We start from the raw sequence: 20,175 nt of genomic DNA, 5'->3' as shown, positions 1-20,175 counted from the left end.
TGATGCCCCGTGACGGGCGCGGCTACCGTAGTGAGGTGCGCCGTGAACCCTCCACGTCCCGATTCGAGGCCAGTCGCCTGTCGCCGGGCCGCCGCGCCCAGGACGTCGCCAGGCTGCGCCGGGAGCGCTTCGACGTCCTGATCATCGGCGGTGGCGTCACCGGCGCCGGTGCGGCGCTCGACGCCGCGTCCCGTGGGCTGTCCGTCGCTCTCGTCGAGGCCCGTGACCTGGCCTCCGGCACGTCCAGCCGGTCGTCGAAGCTGATCCACGGCGGCCTGCGCTATCTGGAGCAGCTCGAGTTCGGCCTGGTCGCCGAGGCGCTGGAGGAGCGCGGGCTGCTCGCGACCCGCCTGGCGCCGCACCTGGTCAGGCCGGTGCCGATCCTGGTGCCGCTGCCCGCGCACCGGGGGCTGACCGGCGTCGCGCAGCGCGTCTGGCAGCGTGCCTATTATGGCGCCGGCGTCGGCCTCTACGACGCGTTCGCCACCGCCGCCCAGCTGCGCGGATCCGCGCCGCGGGGGATGCCGCTGCACCGGCACCTGTCACGCACCGAGACGCACCGGCGGTTCCCGTCGCTGCGCGAGGACGCGATCAGCGGCGCCATCCAGTACTTCGACGGCCAGGTCGACGACGCCCGGCTGGTCGCGACGCTGGCCCGCACCGCCGCCAGCCTCGGCGCCGTGGTGGTGCCGAGCGCCCGCGCGGTCGGGTTGCTGCGCGATGCCCGTGAGGTCACCGGTGTACGGGTCCGCGACCTCGAATCCCGTGAGGAGTTCGAGGTCCACGCCCGCACCGTCGTCGCGGCCACGGGCGTGTGGATGGACGACATCGCCGGCCTGCTGTCCGGCACCGGCCCGCGCGAGTCGGCGGGCATGCAGGTCCGGGCCAGCAAGGGCGTCCACCTCGTGGTGCCGCGCTCCGCGATCACCGGCGAGGCCGGGCTGATCCTGCGCACCCAGACGTCGGTGCTGTTCGTCATCCCGTGGGGCGGGCACTGGATCATCGGGACCACCGACACCGACTGGAACCTCGACCGCGGCCATCCGGCGGCGTCGGCGACCGACATCTCCTATCTGCTGGGCCAGGTCAACGCGGTCCTGGACCGGCCGCTGACCACCGGCGACATCGAGGGCGTCTACGCCGGTCTCCGGCCGTTGCTCTCGCGCGAGGCCCGGCACCGGCAGCCGCACAGCAAGGACGAGCAGAGCTCCGCGCTGTCGCGCACCCACGCCGTCGTCGAGCCGATGCTGGGGCTGATGCTGATCGCGGGGGGCAAGTACACGACGTATCGGGTGATGGCCGCCGACGTCATCGACCGCGTCGCGCACCGCCTCGGCGGCCTGCGCCGGCACGGTGGCCTGGTGCCCGCCTCCCGCACCGCCGACCTGCCGCTGCTCGGCGCCGACGGCTACCACTCGCTGTGGACCAACCGCGCCGACCTGGCCCGCCGGCACGGGATCTCCGTCGGCGTCATGGAGCACCTGCTGGAGCGGTATGGCTCGCTCGCCTTCGACGTCCTCGCGCTGGACCCGGCGCTGCGCCGTCCGCTGCCCGGCGCGCCGGAATACCTGGCGGCCGAGGTCGCCTATGCGGCGCTCGCCGAGGGCGCGCTGCACCTGGAGGACGTGCTGACCCGCCGGACCCGGATCTCGTTCGAGACCGACCACCGCGGCGCCGCGTCGGCCGCGGAGACCGCCGAGATCATGGGTGAGGTGCTGGGCTGGGACGCGGCGACCCGGTCCCGGGAGATCGAGCACTACCTGGCCCGGGTGGCGGCGGAGCAGGAGTCGCAGCGGATGCCCGACGACCTCACCGCCGACGCCGCCCGGCTGGGCGTCCCGGACGTCCGAGGCTTCCGGACGGACCGCACGGCGATTTCATGAGCAGACCTTGACGAAATCCGGGCAGCGATCTTCATAGAGGCCGGACGATGATGATTGCATGCTGTGGGGCATCGCGATCGTGGTGGTACTGGCTGTGGCGGCCGTAGCGGTCATCGTTGTCAACACCCGGCGGCAGCCGCGGGAGTTGACCCGGGAAGAGGTGCTGCGTCGCGGCCGGCTCGCCGGTCAGCGGGCGGCACGGACGAGCAGGACGTCCCGCCGGGGCCGGGGCCGCACCGGGGGCGGCGCGGACGGCGACGACGGCGGCGATGACGGCGGCAGCGACTGGGGCGGCGGCGACTTCGGCGGCGGCGACTCGGGCGGCGGAGGTGGCGGCGGCGACTGAGGCCGCGGCCGGCCCGCCGGACAACGGCGGAAGCCCGGCCGGACGAATCCGGCCGGGCTTTTCGCGATCTACTTCCAGCGCTTGGCGGACCAGGTGCTGGAGCTCCAGTAGTGCCCGCTCCAGTAGTGCCCCGACCACGTCCCGCCGGACCAGTAGTGGCCCGACCAGGTGTCGTCGTACCAGGCCTCGTCGGCCCAGCTCTCCCCGGACCACGTCGCCGAGCCCCACGTCTTGGACGCCCACGAGGTGCCGGTCCAGCCGTCGCCGGCCATCCGGCGGTTCATCCAGACCCCGCCGTTCCAGGCGCTGAGGTTGCGGGTCGCCTGCGCCCACACGGCCGGGTTGAAGCCGCCGAAGAGGTCGAACTCGCCGACCAGCTGCTGGTTGTCGTGCACGACGTGGTTCGAGCCGCGCGCGGACTCCAGCGAGCCGACCCCCGCCGAGGTGCCGGCGGCCTGGACGGTCGTCGGGGTCGCGGCTTTGACCGCGGCCGCGAGGTTGAGCTCGCCGACCCCGCCCGCCAGCGCCGTCGCGGAGCTCTTCAGCAGGGCCTTGACCTGGTCGGGGGTGAGGGTGGGCCGCTTCTGCAGGAGCAGTGCGATGCCGCCGGAGGCGACCGCGGCGGCCTGCGAGCTGCCGCTGCCACGGAAGAACCGGTCGCCGACGCGGGCGCCGGGGTACGTCTGGTCGAGGTAGGAGCCCGGGTCCCGCAGCGACACGATCTGCTCGCCCGGCGCGAGCAGGTCCAGGTTGCGGGTCGTGCCGCGGGAGTTGAAGCTCGACGCCGTGTCGTCGCTGTTGGAGACGGTGTTGTTGACCGAGGCCGAGCCGACGGACAGCACCGACGGGTCGTTGGCCGGGTTGGTGAGCGTCGCGACGGTGCCGGTGTTGCCGCCCGCCGCGACGACCACGATGCCGTTGCGCCAGGCGTTCTCCACCGCGTAGTTCAGCGGGTCGTAGAAGGTCTGCTGGGTGCTGTCGGTGCCGTACGCGAGGGTGATGATCCGGATCGGGTTGGCCTTGTCGTCGTTGCGGTGCTGGACGACCCAGTCGATGCCGGCGATGACCTGCGAGACGTCCACGGCGCCACCGGACGCGCCGACCTTGATGGAGGTCAGCTTCGCCTTGGGGGCGATGCCCTTGAACCCGGTCGAGCTGTCGTTGCCGACGATGATGCCGGCCAGGTGGGTACCGTGCCCGAACGTGTCCAGATATCGCAGGTTCGACGACTGGGACTCGAACGACAGGTCGGGCCCGTTGACGATCTGCGCGGCGGGCAGCCCGGGCACGTTGACGACGCCCGTGTCGATCAGCGCGACGCCGACCCCGGTGCCGTCGGCGCCCCCGACCTGCGAGGAGTAGGCGGTGCCGAGGTCCGTGGCGGTGAGGCCGCTCCCCCCGGCGTTGGACCAGGCGTCGGCGTGCCAGAGCCGGGATCCTTCATCGTGGGCGTATGCCACCGCCGGCGCCGTGACGGCCGACCCTGACACAAACGACGCTGCTAGGCCGAGCGCCACGGCACCTGCGACGACAGTCCTGTGAGCTGCCACCAGTGCTCCTTCCTGGGGTCCGGCCCGATCGGTGCCGGCTCACCAAACATGCAGGAGCTCTTACTGATAGTCACGTCCCGGCGACGCAACGGCACCTTCGGCGGTGACGAACACCCACCAGGTGGACACCGGACGGTCAAAACCTGCTGAACACCTCATCGGCGACCCCGGAAGGCCGATCAAGTTGACAATGAGCGTGCAGGGCGGCCCCGCACCGGTGACGATGGATCCAGTCACCGGTGCTCATTCGCGTGCCGCGCTGGACGTCGCCCTGCACGACGTCGCGGGCTGCAGCCTGCTGCTGTTCGACGTCGACCACTTCAAGACGGTCAACGACGCCTTCGGCCACCTGCGCGGCGACCTGCTGCTGCGCCAGCTCGCCGACCGTATCGCCGAGCTCATCCGCACCGACGACGTGCTGTTCCGCTACGGCGGCGACGAGTTCGTGCTGCTCCTGCCCAACACCGGCGCCGACGAGGCGCTGCGCCTCGCGATCCGCCTCACCGACGAGATCCGCGCCCGGGAGTTCTCCGGGACCCCGCCGCTGCACCTGTCGATCAGCCTCGGCGTCGCGACCAGCCCCGTCGACGGCACCGACGGCGAGGCCCTGATCGCGACCGCGGACCGCCGCAACTACCTCGCCAAGCGCCGCGGCCGCGGTCAGGCGGTCGGCGACGACGTCGAGGCCTCGGCGGCCGCGGGCTCGTCCCGCCTGTGGGAGCGCGACGCGGCGCTGAGCAGCACGCAGGAGTTCATCACCAGGGTCTCCGCGGGCGGTCAGGCCGCACTGCGGATCGTCGGCCCGCCGGGTGCCGGGCACACCCGGTTCCTCCGCGAAGTCGCCCAGATCGCCCGTTTGCGCGGTTTCCCGGCTGTACTGGCGGCAGACCGCGCACCAGGCTGCATCCTCCTGGTGGACGTGGGCGACCCGATGCCCGAACTCGGGGACGCGGCCGCGATCGTCTACGCGACCACCAACGTGCGCGACGACGACCCGCGCCGCACCGGGCTGCACGAGGCGGTCGTCGAGCTGACCCCGTGGTCGCCGGCGACGCTGCGGATCTGGCTGCGCATCGCCCTGGCCGGCGAGCCCAGCACTGCCCTGGTCGACCGGCTCGTGGAGCGCTCCGGCGGGCTGCCGGCGAAGGCCGAGGCGGAGCTGGGCCGGCTGAAGGCGGCCGGCGAGCTGATCGGCTCGGCCGACGGCACGTGGACGGTGAAACCGGCGAAGGCGAAGCGCCGGCGCAGCCGCCTGCCGGTGCCGATGACCAAGCTCGTCGGCCGGGACCGGGAGACGGCCAAGGTCGCCGCCCTCATCCGGGACGGGCGCCTGGTCACGCTGGTCGGCCCTGGCGGCATCGGCAAGACCCGCCTGTCGCTGGCCGCCGCGACCGTCGTCGCCGACGACTTCGCGGGCGGCGCCGTCTTCGTGCCGCTGGACAACAGCGCCGACGCCGAGCAGCTGACCGCCGCCCTGGCCCGGGCGCTGCAGGTCAGCGAGCTGCCCGACCAGCACCTGTTCGACACCGTCCTGGACCAGCTAGAGGAGTCCGAGCTGCTGCTGGTCCTGGACAACTTCGAGCAGGTCGTCGACGACGGCGCGGCTCTGGTCAGCGACCTGCTGGCCGCCGCGCCGGGGGTCCGCGCGCTGGTCACCAGCCGGGAGCGGCTCTCGCTCTACGGCGAGCAGGTGTACCAGGTGCCGACGCTCGCCGACTCGCCCGCCGTGACGCTGTTCGAGCAGCGGGCGCGGGCCGTCGACGCCGACTTCGAGATCACCATCGACACCGCGCTGCCGGTCGCGGCGCTGTGCCGCCGCCTCGACGGCCTGCCCCTGGCGATCGAGCTGGCCGCCGCCCGCATCGACCGCTGGACGCCGGACGAGCTGCTCAACCACCTCACCGAGCACCTCGACCGGGACCTCGACTCGCTCGGCGGCTCCGGCCCGCGCGATCTCCCGGCGCGGCAGCAGACCCTGCGCGGGGCGATCGACTGGAGCTTCGTGCTGCTCGACGCCGAGGAGCAGCGGCTGCTCACCGAGCTGTCGGTGTTCGCCGGCGGCTGGACCGCCCCGGCCGCCCTCGCCGTGACCATGCCCGGCGGCGACCTCGACCTGCTGGCCAAGCGGCTCGCCGGGCTCGTCGACAAGCACCTCGTGGTCCGCGACGAGGACGACGGCCGGTTCCGGCTGCTGTCGACGATCCGCTCGTACGCGCGGCACCGGCTCGGCAGCGCCCTTGAGGCCGCCGGGGCCCTCGACCGGCACGCCGACTTCTACGCCGCCTTCGCCGAGGCGTCGGCCGTCGGGCTGTCCGGGCCGGAGCAGGTCGAGTGGACCGGACGGGTCGAAGCGGACTATCAGAACGTCCGGGCCGCTTTCGCCCACGCTGATTTCCCGACCAAGACCCGGATCTGCCTGGGGCTCTGGCGGTACTGGCGCAACGGCGCCCACATCAACGAGGGGCGGGACTGGTTGTCCACGCTGCTCACCGCGCCGGGACTCGAGGACGCCGCCCTGGCGAGGCTGCTGCACGCCGCCGCCATCCTCGCCGCGACGCAGGACGAGCACGAGGAGGCGTTCCGCTTCGGCGAGTCCGCGCTGTCCAAGGCGACCGCGGCGGGGGACCGCGCGACCGTCGGCCACGCGCACAACGCGATGGGGATCGCGGCGATCGGCGGCGGCGACCACGCGGCCGCGACCGAGCAGTTCGGGCACAGCCTGGCGATCTGGCGGGAGCTGGACGTGCCGCAGGGCGTCGCCGCGTCGCTGGGCAACCTCAGCAAGGTCTCGCTGTCGCAGGGCGAGATCGCCGTCGCCGAGCGGTACGCCACCGAATGCCTCTCCCTGGAGCGCGCCGCGGGCAACACGCGGGGCATCCAGCTGGCCCTGGAGTGCCTCGGCCAGATCATGCTCGCCCGCGGCGACGTCACCGCGGCCCGCGAGGCGCTCGACGAGAGCCTCACCCTCAGCCGGCAGATCGGCGACTCGTTCGGCGCCGCGATGGCGCAGCACCAGCTCGGCCTCGCCGCCCGGCTGGAGGGCGACCGGGTCGAGGCGCTCAGGCTGCTGGTGACCGCGCTGGTCACCCGGCAGGAGGTCGGCGACCGGCTCGACCTGGCCATCTCGCTGGACGTGGTCGCGGCGCTGGTCGCGGCCGACGACCCGGCCCACGCGGCGCGGCTGATCGGCGCCGCGGACGGGCTGCGGGCCCGGCACCGGCTGGCCGAGCCACCGGACGCGCAGACGTTGCGTTCCGTGACGTTGCCGCTGCTCCTGGACCACCAGCGGGACCGGGCCGCGGGCCGGGCGGTGAGCATCGAGCACATCGTCGAGGCTCTAAAGTCGTCGTATGGTGTCGTTGGCTGACTGGCAGCGCCTGTTCCCCGCGGACTCGACCGTCGGAGCCGATCTGATCGCGCGCTGGTCGGAGCCGCACCGGCGGTATCACACCCTCGACCACCTGGCGTTCATGCTTCGCGTCATCGAGGATCATGATGACGTCGCCGACGACCCGGACGCGGTGCGGCTGGCGGCGTGGTTCCACGACGCGGTCTACGAGCCGTTCGCGCCGGACAACGAGGAGCAGAGCGCTTTGCTCGCTTCGAGCGTCTTGCCGGATTTGGGCGTTGACGCGGATCGCGTGGCCGAGGTGGCCCGGCTGGTGCGCCTGACGGCCGGTCACACGGTCACGGAAGGTGACCGCAACGGCGCCCTGCTCGCCGACGCCGACCTCGCCATCCTCGCGGCGCCGCCGGCCGACTATTCGCGATATGCGGCGGCCGTGCGAGCGGAGTACGCGGCGGTCCCCGAGGACGCGTTCCGCTCCGGGCGGGCGCAGATCCTCGGGGCTTTCCTCGCCGAGCCCGACCTCTTCCGGGCGGTGCCGGCGCGGGCGGAATGGACCGCCCGCGCACACGACAACCTGCGGGCCGAGATCACGACGCTTCTGGGTGCTCCGTGACGTTCTGCAGGTAGAGCGGCTCACCGAGCTTCTCGATGAGCGCCAGCTGCGTCTCCAGATAGTCGACGTGGTGCTCCTCGTCCGCGAGGATCTCCTCGAAGATGTTCGCCGACGTGACGTCGCCGATCGAGCGCATGTATTCGATGCCGCGGCGCAGCCGGTCGACGGCCTCGACCTCGACCTGCATGTCGCACTTGAACTGCTCCGGGACGGTCTCGCCGATCCGCAGCGCGAAGAGGCGCTGGTAGTTGGGCAGCCCCTCCAGGAAAAGGATCCGGTCGGTCAGCACCTCGGCGTGCTTCATCTCGTCGATCGACTCGTGCCGGGTGTGTTTCGCCAGGACCGTGTATCCCCAGTTCTCCTGCATCTTGGCGTGCAAGAAGTACTGGTTGATCGCCGTCAGTTCGGCGGTCAGTTGTTCGTTGAGAAATTCAATGACTCGTGCATCCCCCTGCATGTGGGCAGGGTAACCCCTTTTCTAGGCCAAAGCGGGCAATACCGCGTCAGGCACTTCGGCCTCGATCAGATCGGCCACCCGATCGAGGCAGGTGCCGCATCCAGTACCGGCGCCGCACTCGTCACCGACGGCGTCCTCGGTGTGCGCGCCGGCGCGGATGACCCGCCGGATCTCGCACTCCCGAACGCGGGCGCAGATGCAGACATACACGCTTGTGCTCCTCGCTTAGCCTTACCTAAGCAAGGGTCGCCTAAGTTCTCCCGGAAAACAAGCCCTGAGCAGGTATTTTACTTTGTTGATCCGGACATATGCCGTGGGCGGCGCAGCCCGGCAGCATTCAGACGGGCCACGATCTCCTTGCCCGTCACCCTGATGGCGCCCAGCCACACGGCCCGCTGGGCCATTTCCGCGGGCACGTCGTAGTGGTCCCGCTCGAAGGCTCTCCTCGGCGCGCCCAGCAGCTCGGCGAACGCGTGCAGCTCGGCCGGCGACACGTCACTGATCAGATGGGCCCAGAGGCGGCCGTGCGCGGGCCACCGCGGCGTGTCGATGTAGAGCACGACCACTAGCCTGCCAAACATGGATCTGCTGCACGAGCTTCGCGCCGCACTGCCCCACGAGGGTGGTGTGCTCACCGACCCGGACCTCCTGCGTTCGTACGAGCACGACGAAGCCGACCTGTGCGCCTATGGGACCCCGGCCGTCGTCGTGCGTCCCAGGACCACGGGCCAGGTCTCCGCCGTCCTCCGCGCGGCGAGCCGCCACCGCGTCCCCGTCATCCCGCAGGGCGCCCGCTCAGGCCTGGCCGGCGGCGCCAACGCCATCGACGGCGCGATCGTGCTGTCCCTCGTCGCGATGAACGAGATCATCGACATCGACGCGGCCAACCGCGTCGCCGTCGTCCAGCCCGGCGTCGTCAACGCCCAGCTGCGCCGCGCCGTGGCCGACAAGGGCCTCTACTACCCGCCCGACCCCGGCTCCTGGGAGCAGTCCACCATCGGCGGCAACGTCTCCACCGACGCCGGCGGCATGTGCTGCGTCAAGTACGGCGTCACCAGCGACCACGTCATCGGCCTCGAGGTCGTCCTGGCCAGCGGCGAGGTCCTCAACTGCGGCCGCCGCACCGCCAAGGGCGTCGCCGGCTACGACCTGACCAGCCTCTTCGTCGGCTCCGAGGGCACTCTCGGCGTCATCACCGAGATCACGGTCAAGCTCCGCCCGGCGCCGGCCTCCTCGCTCACCCTCGTCGCCGTCTTCGACACCCTGCCCGCCGCGGGCGCCGCCGTCTCCTCCGTGATCGCCTCCGGCCTCCAGCCCAGCATGCTGGAGGTCATCGACCGGGTCGCTCTCGGCGCCATCGAGGCCTACCGCCCCATGGACCTGCCCACGTCCGCCGCCGCCCTGCTCATGGCCGCCGTCGACTCCGGCAGCAGGGCACCCGACGACCTCGCGGCGATCGCGGCCCTCTGCCGCCAGGCCCAGGCCGTCGACATCCACGTCGCCACCGACGCCACCGAGGCCGACGCCCTCCTGACCGCGCGCCGCCTCGCCCACCCCGCGCTGGAGCAGTTCGCCGCGCAGCTCTACCCGGGCGGCGGCGGCATCATGGTCGACGACGTCGCCGTCCCCCGCACCCGCCTCGTCGAGCTCATCGAAGGCATCGAGGGCATCGCCGCCACCCACGGCGTGGTCGTCGCCACCGTCGGCCACGCCGGCGACGGCAACCTCCACCCGATCATCGTGATCGACCGCTCCGACCCCGCCAGCCTGGCCCGCGGCCAGAAGGTCTTCGACGCCATCATGGCCCTCGGCCTGTCCCTCGGCGGCACCTCCACCGGCGAGCACGGCGTCGGCCTGCTCAAACGCGACTGGCTGGCCCGCGAGATCGGCCCCACCGGCCTGAAGGCCCACCGCTCCATCAAGGCCGCCCTCGACCCCGACAACATCCTCAACCCCGGCAAGATCTTCTGACGGCTACTTGAGCCGGTTCACCGGCCCGGCGTCCATCCGCACCACCACCCGGTCGCCGGGTCCGATGTACGCGTCCGGCACCCTTTGGTCAGGACGGTCATGGCGACGCTCCTCAGCTCCCGAACGGCGGGAGCACAAGAACGCCCCATCCCGCCCGTTGCCGGTTCGCTCGTCCGCTTCCTGTCCCGCCCGTTGCCGGTTCGCTCGCCCGCTTCCTGTCCCGCCCGTTGCCGGTTCGCTCGCCCGCTACCTGTCCCGCCGGGCAGCCCGATCCCGTCTGCCCGCTCCGCCGGCCGGTGGACCGACTCGGGCCCCCGTTTCGCCGGCCCGCGCCGGTCGCTCGGCGCCGCCGGCACCAGCCGCCCCGGGAACCCCGGATCGTGCGGATCGGCTGCCGACCCCGCCCGTCCGGCGCCGCGGAGGCCGGCCGGGTCAGGGGGATCGGGGGAGTGCGACGGCGAGGGTGGTGGAGATCGCGGTGTGCACCGCTTCGGGGGGTGGGGGGTCGAGGCGGCAGTCGGCGTACAGCAGGTGGCCCGTGCCGATCAGGATCGCGGCGAGGGTGTCGACGTCGGTGTCGGCGGCGAGGCGGCCGAGGTCGCGCTCGGCGGCCAGGTACGCGGCGATCGCGGCGGCGGCCTCGGCCAGGACCGGCAGTCCGGTCGGCCAGGTCTGCCGGAGCCTGGCGCGCAGCTCGTCCCGAAACGTGATCAGCGGGATGATCGCGGCTGCCACCGAGGTGAGCAGGGTTTCCAGGGCCTCGGTGATGTTGGCGGTGACGGTGGCCGTGCCCGGGCGCATCGTCTCGCCGCGCGCCTTGACCCGGGCGGCGTGGTCGTGGACGAGCTCGACGAGCAGGTCGTCGAAGTCCTTGAAGTGCCGATGCAGGACGCCTTTCGCGCAGCCGGCCTCGGCGGTGACCGTCCGGCTCGTCAACGCCCCCGGACCGTCGCGCAGCAACACCCGCTCGGCCGCGTCGAGCAACTGCTGCCGCGCATCCCGCAGCGCCACTCCAGTCGGCACGTGCCTCCTCCATCTTCCAAGTGGGCAGTCGCCCATTTATAGTGGGCGCATGGTCACTCTACCGTCGTCGCCCGCTGACCAGCGCCGCGCCGTCGCCGAGTCGTTCGGCGTGGACGCGGCGCGCTACGACCGGGCCCGTCTCGCGTACCCGGACGCCTTGATCACCCGAATCGCCTCCGCCGCCTCGTCCCTGACCCCGTCACCCGCGCAGTCCGACCTTCGCACGCAGTCCGACCTTCCCGCGCAACCCGACCTTCCCGCGCAACCCGGCCTTTCTGCGCAGTCCGGTCTTTCTGCGCAGTCCGGCCCTTCCGTGGCGCCGGGGCCGGCGGTCCTGGACGTCGGGTGCGGGACGGGCATCGTGGCCCGGCAGCTGGCCGCAGCGGGCTGCTCGGTGCTCGGGGTCGAGCCCGACCCGCGGATGGCCGCCTTCGCCCGCGACACCGGCGTGCCGGTCGAGGTGTCGACGTTCGAGGACTGGGACCCGGCCGGCAGGACGTTCGCCGCCGTCGTGGCAGGCACCGCCTGGCACTGGGTCGACCCCGCCGCCGGCCACGCCAAGGCCGCCGAGGTGCTCATGCCGGGTGGCCTGTTCGCGGCCTTCTGCCACACGTGGGAGCTGCCGCCCACCGTCGCGGAGGCCTTCGCCGCCGCCTTCCGCAGGGTCCTTCCCGACGCCCCCTTCGGCATCCAGCCCTCCGTGCAGGGCGTCGCCGTCTACCGGCCACTGTTCGACCAGATCAGGGCCGGCCTCGACGCGACCGGCGCGTTCGGCGAGGTGGAGGAGTGGACCTTCACCTGGCAGCACACGTTTACGACAGCGACCTGGCTCGACCAGCTCCCGACCTCTGGTGCCCTCACCCGCCTCCCCGCGGACCGCCTGGCCGAGGTCCTGTCAAGTGTCGGCGCCGCCATCGACCAACTCGGCGGGACCTTCACGATGCCCTACACGACCGTCGCCGTCACCGCCCTCCGCCAGCGCTGAGCCCCGCAAGCTGTCACCCCGTGCCGGCCTCCTTGGCGGCCTGCTCCACGCGGTCGTGGTGGCTTTGCCACCAGGTGCCGTCGCCGGGTGGGAGGTTGTCGTTGTCCTGGCGCATGCCGGCCGCGCCGTCGATGAGCTCGCGGACGATGTCGGCGTGGCCCGCGTGCCGGTGGGTCTCGGCGGTCATATGGATCAGGATGCGGTGCAGGGTGACCTCGTTGTGCCCTGGAGACCACCAGGGCACCCGCCCGGCGGCGTCCAGGGGCAGCGCCTCGATCGTCGCGTCGGAGTGTGCCCATACCCGCCGATAGAGGTCGGTGATCTGCACCCGGGTCTCACCGGCCGTGGCCCACATGTCGGCATTGGGCTCGGCGCCCTCGTCGATCCACGGCATGGGCTCGCCGAACGGCCGGCCGAACGTCACGCCGAAATACCCCGCCTCCACGCTCGCCACGTGTTTGACCAGGCCGAGCAGGTTGGTGCCGGTCGGCACCAGCGGCCGCCGCACGTCATACTCCGACAGCCCTTCCAGCTTCCACAGCAGGGCGTCGCGGCCGGCCTGAAGATATCGGTGCAGGTCTGCTTTGCTCATGCCCGCAGCCTGCCACGGGGGTATGACAAAAAGTCAGGGCCGGTCTTCCGTGTGGAAAACCGGCCCTGGACGCTGTCGGGGTAGCCGGATTTGAACCGACGGCCTCTTCGTCCCGAACGAAGCGCGCTACCAAGCTGCGCTATACCCCGAGCGTGCCGGGTAATCGTAGCCCACACCCGTCAGGGCTCCAACTCGGCATCCCCTGTGGCTTCAGAGAGTCTTGAGGAAGGTGCTCACATTCGTCTCGTAGGCAGCGGGATCGAGGTTCCAACTGCGGCAGTGACCTGCTTCTCGGGTCTCGACGAGCCGTACCGACGCAGACGCCGCGGCAAGGGCGACGGTCGGCTGCGGGGCGACGGTGCGGTCGTCGTGGTCGACGAAGAGCAGCGTCGGGACGTCGAGGTCGACGTCGCTGTAGTCGAGATCGGCGGACCGGACGCCCAGGCGGTGCTGGATCAGCTTGAGGGCGGTCCAGGTCCACAGGGGCGGCACGTTGAGCTGCCGGGCGTTCATCCGCAGGGTGGCGGTCCAGTCGACGACCGGGCAGTCCAGGATGACCCCGCGCACGAATCCTCCGTGCTGCCAGGAGCGCAGCAGGTTGAGGATTGCCGCGCCGCCCATGGACCAGCCGTACAGGATGACCTGGCGAGCACCGGCCGAGCGGGCGTAGTCGATCGCTGACAGGACGTCACGCCACTCGGTGTGGCCGAGGTGGAAACGGGCGTCCGGGCTGGGGAACGCCTCGGGGTCGTTGCGGTAGGTGACGACGAGGGTGTTGTGACCGGATTCGGCGAGCGTCGGCAGGATGCGCAGGGCCTCGCCACGCGGGGCGCCCCGGCCGTGGACCGCGATGATCCACGTGTCGTCGGCCGGCCCGCTGGTCGGCGGCACCAGCCACGCCGGGCAGTCGCCGAGCTCGGCCGGGACCTGCACCTCCTCGAAGGGCAGCGCACGGGCGGACATGGGGTCGCCCTCGTAGACATAGCCGGTGGTGTACCCCTTGAGCCCGCCCGTCAGGGTGCCACGCGTGAGGCTGGTGATCTCCCGGGTCACGCTGGCGCGGTCCATGCTGATGACCGGCCCGAGGATGGCGTGACCGGCCGGCCACACGAAGGCCAGGGGCATCGACCGCGCCGTGTCCGGGGTGCGGGTCAGCGTGATGCGGTTTCCGGCGTACGCCCGCACGCGCACCGGCCACGCCCGCACCGCATTCGCGTTGAGGACCTGGCCGGCGAGGAACCACCCGGCGCCCGCCGTGCCGGTCGGCAGCAGCACGGCCAGACCGGCGGCACCCGCCACGCCGGCGTAGGCGGCCCTGCGCGGCCACTTGCGCACCGCAGGTACACCAGCGGCGGCGGCGGACGTGGCGGTCATCGCGGGACGAGCGTCAGGATCGACGCCTCCGGCGGGCAGGCGAACCGGACCGGGGCCGTCGGGTGGGTGCCGAGACCCGCCGACACGTGCAGGAACGCGGACGAGAACGGCCACCGGTGCAGCCCCTTCGCCATTCGCCGGTCGAGGCCGCAGTTGGTGACCAGCGCACCGAAGAACGGCAGCGCGACCTGGCCGCCGTGGGTGTGACCGGCCAGCAGCAGGTCGAAGCCGTCGTCGGCCATCCTGTCCAGGAGCCGGGGCTCGGGGGAGTGCGTGAGGCCGACGCGCACGTCGACGTCGGGCGAGGCAGGCCCGGCGACGCTGTCGTAGTCGTCGCGGCCGACGTGCGGGTCGTCGACGCCGACCAGCTCGACCGTGCGCCCGCCGGCCTTGACCGTCGTGCGGGCGTTGTTGAGGTCGGCCCAGCCGGAGCCCGTGAGCACGTCGCGCAGCTCCTCGGTGGGCAGCACGGCACCCTGCACATACGGCTTGTCACGGTCGAAATAGCCGAACGGGTTCTTCAACACCGGGCCGCGATAGTCGTTGCTGCCGAAGACGAAGGCACCCGGCCGGTCCAGGAGGGGGGTCAGCGCTCGCACCACAGCGGGGACGGCATCCACGTGCGCCATGTTGTCGCCGGTGACCACGACGAGGTCAGGGTCGGTGCCGGCGAGCTCCGCGATCCAGCGCTGCTTGCGGTGCTGTCCCGGCGTCATGTGGAAGTCGCTGAGATGCAGAATCCGCAGCGGCTCCGCGTCCGGAGCGAGCACCGGCACGTCAAACCTGCGCAGCGTGAACATGTTGCGCTCGACCAGCGAGGCATAGGCAAATGTGGCGGCACCGGCCGCAACGGTACCGACGGCGAGTCGCCGGACAGTCTTCGAGCGCATCCCTTGAGCGTACAGCCGCCTTTTACAACAGAATTTGTGTCGGGGGTCGCCGATAGACTGGGTTTCATGTTGAAGGAGCGTCTGGAGTCCGACTTGCGCGAGGCCATGAAGGCCCGCGACGAGTTGGTGACCTCGACCCTGCGGATGGCGATCACCGCGGTGCGCAACGCCGAGGTCGCCGGCAAGGCCGCCCGCGAGCTGTCCGACGAGGAGATCCTCTCGGTGCTCACCAAGGAGGCCAAGAAGCGCCGCGAGGCCGCCGAAGCCTTCGCCGACGCCGGCCGCGAGGCGCAGGCGGCGAAGGAGCGGGCCGAGGAGGAGGTGCTCGCGGGCTACCTGCCTGCCCAGCTCTCCGACGAGGACCTCGCCGGCATCGTCCGTGACGCGCTTGCTGGTGCCGGGCTGAGCGGGATGGCGAGCATGGGCCAGGCGATGAAGGCCGCCCAGGCCGCGGTGGCCGGCCGGGCTGAAGGGGGTCGGGTCGCGGCCGAGGTCCGCACCCAGCTCGCCGCGAAGTCCTGACCGACGCCGTCGGCGCTGGTCGGCGGAGCGTTGGTCAATCCGCGCGCTGGCTGCGCGGAGCATTTGGTCGGGCGGAGCAGCGGTCGGATCGATCGTTGCAGGAAGCGCGCCGGTGCAGGGCCAGAACAAGACCCTGGGTGCTGACGAGGCGTGGCCCATCGTGGCACTGATCGGACGAACGCCGCCGGACGAGACGAATCCAGGGCCGCCGAGCCGCGCGGATCCGCGGACACGGAACAAAGCTGGCTGGAAAGGGAGCGGCCGCCCCGAAGAAGATCGGGGCGGCCGCTGTGGTGCTTGGTGGGTCAGCAGACCCAGGGGAGCGGGCATTCCGTGTCGTCGCGGATGCCGTCGCCGGTGCCCGGGTCCGTGCCCAGGTACGGCGGGGCGGGGTTGCCGGGCCCCTTGCTGATGACCAGGGCGACCTGGCCCCCCTTGACCGTGGCGCCGCCCGGTTCGGTGCGGGCGACCGTGCCCACCGGGCAGGTTGAGGCGACCTGCGCGCTGGAGACCGTGACGGTGAAGCCGGCGCGGGTGATGCGGCTGCGGGCCTGGTCGACCGGGGCGCACTTGACGGAGGGGATCTCCACCAGTTTGCCCATGGACTTGTCCTTGGTCGGGGCCGTGAACTGGGCCACCGGCTTGCCCACCAGGCCGTCCTTGAGGGTGCCGAGGGTGGCGTAGTTGATCTGCGGGTGCTTCATGTCCTTGTTCGTCTCGGGCCAGTCGGGGTCGGTGAGGAAGCCGCCGACCGCGAGCTGCTTGGTCATCGCGACGAACGTGGCGCTCTTCTCCGAGTCGGTCGTGCCGGACTTGCCGGCGACCGGGCGGCCGACGTACTTGCGGGCGTAGCCTGCGGTGGCGCCGCCGCACTTGCCGGTCGCGGACTGGTCGCCGACCGGGCAGCGGGCCATGTCGACGGCCGCGCGGGCGACCTCCTTGTCGACGACCTGCTTGCACTTCGGGTCGAGGCCCTCGACCTTCTTGCCGCTGTTGTCGCGGACCTCGAGGATCGGGGTCGGCTCGCAGTACAGGCCGTCCGCGGCGAGCGTGCCGTAGGCGTTGGCCAGCTGCAGCGGCGTGGTGGCGCTGACGCCGAGGGTGAAGGCGCCCCAGCCCTTCGGGTTGGCGGCGAGCTTGGCGTCCTCGGTGGCGTTGAACTGGATGCCGAGGCGCTTCGCCACGTCGACGACCTTGTCGGCGCCGACCTGCTGCTCCAGCGGCACGAAGTACGTGTTGATGGAGCTGCCGAACGCGGTCCACATGTTGTAGGGACCGGACTGGCCGCCGGCGTTCTTCGGGCAGTACCACGGGCCGTTGCAGGCCGCCGGGCTGCTCGGGTCGATCTTGAAGGTCGACTGGAACTGCTTCTCGGTGTTGATCGTGGTCGCCAGGGGCAGGCCCGACTCCAGCGCCGCCACCGCGGTGAACATCTTGAACGTCGACCCTGCCTGGTAGCCGGGGATGTCCTTGTCACCGGTGATGATCGGCACCGTGGTGTTGGGGTAGTTGCCCTTCTGGCCCTTCTTGTCCGGGTTGGTGTTGGCCCCGTTCTTGCTGTTGTCGTTGCTGAACGTGCGGTTCGTCGCGATCGCCTGGACCCGGCCCGTGCCGGGCTCGACCGCGGCGAGCATGATCGCGTTCTGGTTGCCCAGGCGGATCTTCTCGTTCTTGCCGACGTTCGGCTGGTCGGCCGCGTACTTGAACGCCGCCGTCTGCGTGTTGATGTCGAGCGAGGAGATGACCGTGTAGCCGCCGGCGCGCAGCCGGTTGGCGCGCTGGTACTGGTCCTCGCCGAAGATCTTCTGGTCCATCCACCAGCGGCGCAGGTAGTCGCAGTAGAAGCCGGCGCCCAGTGCGGGTTGCTGCACCGACTCGCAGCCCTCCGGCGTGCGCTTGCCGATGATCTTCAGCTCTTCCTTGCCGGCCGCGTCGGCCTGCTGCTGGTTGATGTAGCCCATCGAGACCATCTGGTTGAGCACGTACTTCTGCCGGTTCAGGGCGACCGGCTTGCCCTCGGCGGTCGCCGGGTCGCTCGTGCCGGGCGCCTTGACCAGGCCGGCGATGAGCGCGGCCTCGGCCAGCGTCAGGTCCTTGGGGTCCTTCTCGAAGTAGACGTGCGCGGCGGCGAAGATGCCGTAGGAGCCGTGCCCGTACGCCGCGATGTTGAGATACCGCTCGAGGATCTGGTCCTTGTTGAGCTTCTTCTCCAGGTCGATCGCGTACTTCATTTCGCGCAGCTTGCGCGTCGGGGTCTTGTCGGTGGCGTCGACGACGTCCTGCGGCGTCTTGGCCGAGTAGGAGATCGCCTGCCGCACATACTGCATCGTGAGGGTCGAGGCGCCCTGCTCGGTGCTGCCGCCCGCGTTCTGGTTGGCGACGAACGCGCGCGCCACACCCTTCACGTCGACACCGGCGTGCTTGTAGAAGCGGTTGTCCTCGGCGGCCACGATCGCCTGACGCATGACCTCGGCCACGTCGGTCAGCGGCACGTCGCGCCGGTTCTCGTCGTACATCATCGCCAGCAGGGTCTTGCCGTCGGATGCGTAGACATAACTGATCTGCGGCGACGGGAGCACATCGATGTCCGTCGGCAGGTTCTCAAATGTGTCGGCGCCGGCCTTCGCGGCGAGGCCCGACATCGCGACCGCGGGGAATGCGGCCGCAGCGACCACCAAGCCCGCGAGCAGCCCACACAGCAGGAGAGATGCTGCGTTGGGCAGCAGGCCGTGTTCGCGTTTGCGCATCCAGGTCACTTCCTCAGACTACGTGACGGCGTCATGAGGCCGCGTCCAGATGCTGGCGTCCTCGTTGTCCTAGACGCGTGACACCGGGCGTGAGGTTGACCCGTAGCCGAGTCTGATACACGGAACACGGGGGTGCAGGCATTTTGGGCAAATCACACCCGGTCGTGACGCGGCGGTACCACGCTCCACCCTTTGGTGGATCGCCAAAGTGGCGGTTAACCTGGTGCAACAACGTTGCGTAACTGGACGACTACAGAGCATGATGTTCCGGAAAGCTCCTCTCGGGGTTCCCGTGGCCGGGGACCCTCCCGTCACGCCGGGTAGCCCGGCGAACTGCATCCAAAAGCCATGGGGGGACATGGTTTGGGTGCTATTCGCTGGGGCAAGCACGGCGGATGGACCCGGGGGGAGTCCAAGGGGGGAAGAGGAAATATGAGCATGGTCGTCGACTGGCCCAGCATCGCCGCGTGTCGCAATGGCGACCCGGACGCTTTGTTCGTCCAGGGTGCCGAGCAGAACGTGGCGAAGCGGATCTGCCGGAGCTGCCCCGTGCGGTATGAGTGCCTGGCGGATGCCCTCGACAACCGGATCGAGTTCGGAGTCTGGGGCGGCATGACCGAGCGCGAGCGCCGTGCGTTGCTGCGCCGTCACCCGCAGGTGCCGAGCTGGCGCAAGATGTTCGAAGCCGCCATGGATCGTAACGAGAAGGACGCCACCAAGGAGCTCGTTCCGACCGGCTGAGGCAACCGCGTCAGAACGAATTTCCGATCGCACGCAGCCCGTCGAGGTCATGGACGTCGGCGGGCTGCGCTGGGATCTTCACGACCGGCACCCCGGGGTGGGCGCGCAGGAAGCGGCCGGACACCGCCGCCTGCCGGTCCCGCTGATCCGCGAGTTCCGCATGTACGCGCAGCACCTCCACCGTCGCGGGGTGGCCGCCCAGCTCGTCGAGCCGCTCAGCGGCGGCGCGGGCCTCGTCGGCCGGCAGGGCGGCGGGCACCGAAACCACCCGGTTGAGCACCAGCCCCGCCAGCGGCATGCGGTCGGCGGCGAGCCGGCCGGCGAAATACACGGCCTCCCGGACCGCGTCCGGCTCCGGGGCCGCCACCACCAGGAACGCCGTCTCGGGCGCCTGGAGCACCCGGTAGGTCTGCTCGGCCCGCTCCCGGAAGCCGCCGAACATCGAGTCCAGCGCGCCGACGAACCCCGACAGGTCGGTCAGCAGCTGCGCCCCGAGGATCTTCGTCACAGTACGGCTGAAGAGCCCGAACGACGCCGACACCAGGTTGAACACGCTGCGCCCGCCGGCGCGGGCCGGGGCGAGCAGCAGCCGCAGCATCTTGCCGTCGAGGAAGCGCGACAACCGGGCCGGCGCGTCCAGGAAGTCCAGCGCGGAGCGCGACGGCGGCGTGTCGACCACGATCAGGTCCCACTCGTCGCGGGCCCGCAGCTGGCCCAGCTTCTCCATCGCCATGTATTCCTGCGTGCCGGAGAACGTCGAGCTCATGGCCTGGTAGAAGGGGTTGGCGAAGATCTCCTCGGCGCGCTTCGGGTCGGTGTGCTCCAGCACGACCTCGTCGAAGGTCCGCTTCATGTCCAGCATCATGGCCTGCAGCTCGGCCGAGTCCGGCTGGAGCCCCTTGACCAGCCGTGGCGTGTTGTCCAGCTCGGTCAGGCCCAGCGCCTGCGCCAGCCGGCGGGCCGGGTCGATCGTGAGCACCACCGTGCGCCTGTTGTGCCGCTCGGCGGCGCGCACCGCGAGGGCCGCCGCGGTCGTGGTCTTGCCGACCCCGCCGGAGCCGCAGCAGACGACGATGCGGATCGCCGGGTCGGCGAGGATCGCGTCGGCGTCGAGCTTGGGAGTCCCCACCTA

Annotated in this window: 18 protein-coding genes and 1 tRNA gene; 8 read left to right on the top strand and 11 right to left on the bottom strand. The window is 71.2% G+C overall.

Annotation, left to right across the window (positions count from 1 at the left end):
- The first annotated feature begins 2 nt into the window (after window positions 1-2).
- The gene (locus ACZ6TV_RS10385; RefSeq protein ID WP_465296853.1) at window positions 3-1,883 is read left to right on the top strand and encodes a glycerol-3-phosphate dehydrogenase/oxidase; all 1,881 of its coding nucleotides are present in this window, start codon (window positions 3-5) and stop codon (window positions 1,881-1,883) included.
- A gap of 58 nt (window positions 1,884-1,941) precedes the next feature.
- Window positions 1,942-2,229 (top strand): hypothetical protein, encoded by a 288-nt coding sequence (locus ACZ6TV_RS10380; RefSeq protein WP_465296852.1) that lies wholly within the window; start codon window positions 1,942-1,944, stop codon window positions 2,227-2,229.
- Window positions 2,230-2,297: 68 nt separating this feature from the next.
- On the opposite strand, the gene ACZ6TV_RS10375 is transcribed toward ACZ6TV_RS10380, so the two are convergent.
- Window positions 2,298-3,689 carry a S8 family serine peptidase gene (locus tag ACZ6TV_RS10375; protein ID WP_465296851.1) on the bottom strand — a complete coding sequence of 464 codons (1,392 nt, stop codon included), beginning with the start codon at window positions 3,687-3,689 and terminating at the stop codon, window positions 2,298-2,300.
- A 280-nt stretch (window positions 3,690-3,969) separates the two neighbouring features.
- Between ACZ6TV_RS10375 and ACZ6TV_RS10370 the strand changes: the two genes are divergently transcribed.
- Both ACZ6TV_RS10370 and ACZ6TV_RS10365 read left to right on the top strand, forming a co-directional pair.
- Window positions 3,970-7,146 (top strand): diguanylate cyclase, encoded by a 3,177-nt coding sequence (locus ACZ6TV_RS10370; protein ID WP_465296850.1) that lies wholly within the window; start codon window positions 3,970-3,972, stop codon window positions 7,144-7,146.
- Entirely contained in the window at window positions 7,130-7,741 is a 612-nt protein-coding gene (locus ACZ6TV_RS10365) for an HD domain-containing protein (RefSeq protein WP_465296849.1), read from the top strand. Before ACZ6TV_RS10370 ends, ACZ6TV_RS10365 begins: the two co-directional genes overlap by 17 nt.
- On the opposite strand, the gene bfr is transcribed toward ACZ6TV_RS10365, so the two are convergent.
- The 3 genes from bfr to ACZ6TV_RS10350 form a co-directional block, all read right to left on the bottom strand.
- Window positions 7,716-8,198, bottom strand: a complete 483-nt coding sequence (bfr, locus tag ACZ6TV_RS10360; protein ID WP_465296848.1) for a bacterioferritin — start codon at window positions 8,196-8,198, stop codon at window positions 7,716-7,718. The genes ACZ6TV_RS10365 and bfr overlap by 26 nt on opposite strands.
- A gap of 21 nt (window positions 8,199-8,219) precedes the next feature.
- The gene (locus ACZ6TV_RS10355) at window positions 8,220-8,408 is read right to left on the bottom strand and encodes a (2Fe-2S)-binding protein (protein WP_354785262.1); all 189 of its coding nucleotides are present in this window, start codon (window positions 8,406-8,408) and stop codon (window positions 8,220-8,222) included.
- A 77-nt stretch (window positions 8,409-8,485) separates the two neighbouring features.
- Window positions 8,486-8,758 carry a DUF4031 domain-containing protein gene (locus tag ACZ6TV_RS10350; RefSeq protein WP_465296847.1) on the bottom strand — a complete coding sequence of 91 codons (273 nt, stop codon included), beginning with the start codon at window positions 8,756-8,758 and terminating at the stop codon, window positions 8,486-8,488.
- 19 nt (window positions 8,759-8,777) lie between these two features.
- Here ACZ6TV_RS10350 and ACZ6TV_RS10345 point away from each other — a divergent pair, with 19 nt between their 5' ends.
- Entirely contained in the window at window positions 8,778-10,169 is a 1,392-nt protein-coding gene (locus tag ACZ6TV_RS10345) for an FAD-binding oxidoreductase (RefSeq protein WP_465296846.1), read from the top strand.
- 432 nt (window positions 10,170-10,601) lie between these two features.
- Here the strand turns inward: ACZ6TV_RS10345 and ACZ6TV_RS10340 are convergent, their stop codons facing one another.
- The gene (locus ACZ6TV_RS10340) at window positions 10,602-11,192 is read right to left on the bottom strand and encodes a TetR/AcrR family transcriptional regulator (RefSeq protein ID WP_465296845.1); all 591 of its coding nucleotides are present in this window, start codon (window positions 11,190-11,192) and stop codon (window positions 10,602-10,604) included.
- A 49-nt stretch (window positions 11,193-11,241) separates the two neighbouring features.
- On the opposite strand from ACZ6TV_RS10340, the gene ACZ6TV_RS10335 reads away from it, so the two are divergent.
- Complete coding sequence (locus tag ACZ6TV_RS10335) at window positions 11,242-12,177, top strand: class I SAM-dependent methyltransferase (RefSeq protein WP_465296844.1); 936 nt, start codon at window positions 11,242-11,244, stop codon at window positions 12,175-12,177.
- A 13-nt stretch (window positions 12,178-12,190) separates the two neighbouring features.
- On the opposite strand, the gene ACZ6TV_RS10330 is transcribed toward ACZ6TV_RS10335, so the two are convergent.
- The 4 genes from ACZ6TV_RS10330 to ACZ6TV_RS10315 form a co-directional block, all read right to left on the bottom strand.
- On the bottom strand, window positions 12,191-12,769 hold the full coding sequence (locus ACZ6TV_RS10330; RefSeq protein ID WP_465296843.1) for a DinB family protein: 579 nt from the start codon (window positions 12,767-12,769) through the stop codon (window positions 12,191-12,193).
- Between the two features lie 75 nt (window positions 12,770-12,844).
- Window positions 12,845-12,918: transfer RNA gene (locus tag ACZ6TV_RS10325), tRNA-Pro, on the bottom strand.
- Between the two features lie 61 nt (window positions 12,919-12,979).
- On the bottom strand, window positions 12,980-14,143 hold the full coding sequence (locus ACZ6TV_RS10320; RefSeq protein ID WP_465296842.1) for an alpha/beta hydrolase family protein: 1,164 nt from the start codon (window positions 14,141-14,143) through the stop codon (window positions 12,980-12,982).
- Window positions 14,140-15,033, bottom strand: coding sequence for a metallophosphoesterase (locus ACZ6TV_RS10315; RefSeq protein ID WP_465296841.1), 894 nt, complete (start codon window positions 15,031-15,033; stop codon window positions 14,140-14,142). The genes ACZ6TV_RS10320 and ACZ6TV_RS10315 overlap by 4 nt, the downstream gene beginning before the upstream one ends.
- 66 nt (window positions 15,034-15,099) lie before the next feature.
- On the opposite strand from ACZ6TV_RS10315, the gene ACZ6TV_RS10310 reads away from it, so the two are divergent.
- Window positions 15,100-15,555 (top strand): GatB/YqeY domain-containing protein, encoded by a 456-nt coding sequence (locus tag ACZ6TV_RS10310; protein WP_465296840.1) that lies wholly within the window; start codon window positions 15,100-15,102, stop codon window positions 15,553-15,555.
- 305 nt (window positions 15,556-15,860) lie between these two features.
- Here ACZ6TV_RS10310 and ACZ6TV_RS10305 read toward each other — a convergent pair whose 3' ends face one another.
- Window positions 15,861-18,302 (bottom strand): transglycosylase domain-containing protein, encoded by a 2,442-nt coding sequence (locus tag ACZ6TV_RS10305; RefSeq protein WP_465296839.1) that lies wholly within the window; start codon window positions 18,300-18,302, stop codon window positions 15,861-15,863.
- A 432-nt stretch (window positions 18,303-18,734) separates the two neighbouring features.
- On the opposite strand from ACZ6TV_RS10305, the gene ACZ6TV_RS10300 reads away from it, so the two are divergent.
- Entirely contained in the window at window positions 18,735-19,043 is a 309-nt protein-coding gene (locus ACZ6TV_RS10300; protein WP_344515926.1) for a WhiB family transcriptional regulator, read from the top strand.
- Window positions 19,044-19,053: 10 nt separating this feature from the next.
- On the opposite strand, the gene bagB is transcribed toward ACZ6TV_RS10300, so the two are convergent.
- Window positions 19,054-20,172 (bottom strand): ATPase BagB, encoded by a 1,119-nt coding sequence (bagB, locus tag ACZ6TV_RS10295; protein WP_465296838.1) that lies wholly within the window; start codon window positions 20,170-20,172, stop codon window positions 19,054-19,056.
- Window positions 20,173-20,175: the final 3 nt, after the last annotated feature.

The sequence above is a fragment of the Dactylosporangium sp. NPDC051087 genome, assembly GCF_055586325.1.
The sequence above is the reverse complement of the archived record's forward strand: the minus strand, read 5'-3'. Positions and strand labels throughout refer to the sequence as shown.

Excerpts from the sequence above, each read along its gene's own strand:
- ACZ6TV_RS10365 (WP_465296849.1), top strand. The coding sequence starts at position 7,130 with ATGGTGTCGTTGGCTGACTGGCAGCGCCTGTTCCCCGCGGACTCGACC.
- ACZ6TV_RS10380 (WP_465296852.1), top strand. The coding sequence starts at position 1,942 with ATGCTGTGGGGCATCGCGATCGTGGTGGTACTGGCTGTGGCGGCCGTA.
- ACZ6TV_RS10310 (WP_465296840.1), top strand. The coding sequence starts at position 15,100 with ATGTTGAAGGAGCGTCTGGAGTCCGACTTGCGCGAGGCCATGAAGGCC.
- ACZ6TV_RS10320 (WP_465296842.1), bottom strand. The coding sequence starts at position 14,143 with ATGACCGCCACGTCCGCCGCCGCCGCTGGTGTACCTGCGGTGCGCAAG.
- bfr (WP_465296848.1), bottom strand. The coding sequence starts at position 8,198 with ATGCAGGGGGATGCACGAGTCATTGAATTTCTCAACGAACAACTGACC.
- ACZ6TV_RS10315 (WP_465296841.1), bottom strand. The coding sequence starts at position 15,033 with ATGCGCTCGAAGACTGTCCGGCGACTCGCCGTCGGTACCGTTGCGGCC.
- ACZ6TV_RS10370 (WP_465296850.1), top strand. The coding sequence starts at position 3,970 with ATGAGCGTGCAGGGCGGCCCCGCACCGGTGACGATGGATCCAGTCACC.
- ACZ6TV_RS10345 (WP_465296846.1), top strand. The coding sequence starts at position 8,778 with ATGGATCTGCTGCACGAGCTTCGCGCCGCACTGCCCCACGAGGGTGGT.
- ACZ6TV_RS10300 (WP_344515926.1), top strand. The coding sequence starts at position 18,735 with ATGAGCATGGTCGTCGACTGGCCCAGCATCGCCGCGTGTCGCAATGGC.
- ACZ6TV_RS10335 (WP_465296844.1), top strand. The coding sequence starts at position 11,242 with ATGGTCACTCTACCGTCGTCGCCCGCTGACCAGCGCCGCGCCGTCGCC.
- ACZ6TV_RS10385 (WP_465296853.1), top strand. The coding sequence starts at position 3 with ATGCCCCGTGACGGGCGCGGCTACCGTAGTGAGGTGCGCCGTGAACCC.
- ACZ6TV_RS10330 (WP_465296843.1), bottom strand. The coding sequence starts at position 12,769 with ATGAGCAAAGCAGACCTGCACCGATATCTTCAGGCCGGCCGCGACGCC.
- ACZ6TV_RS10305 (WP_465296839.1), bottom strand. The coding sequence starts at position 18,302 with ATGCGCAAACGCGAACACGGCCTGCTGCCCAACGCAGCATCTCTCCTG.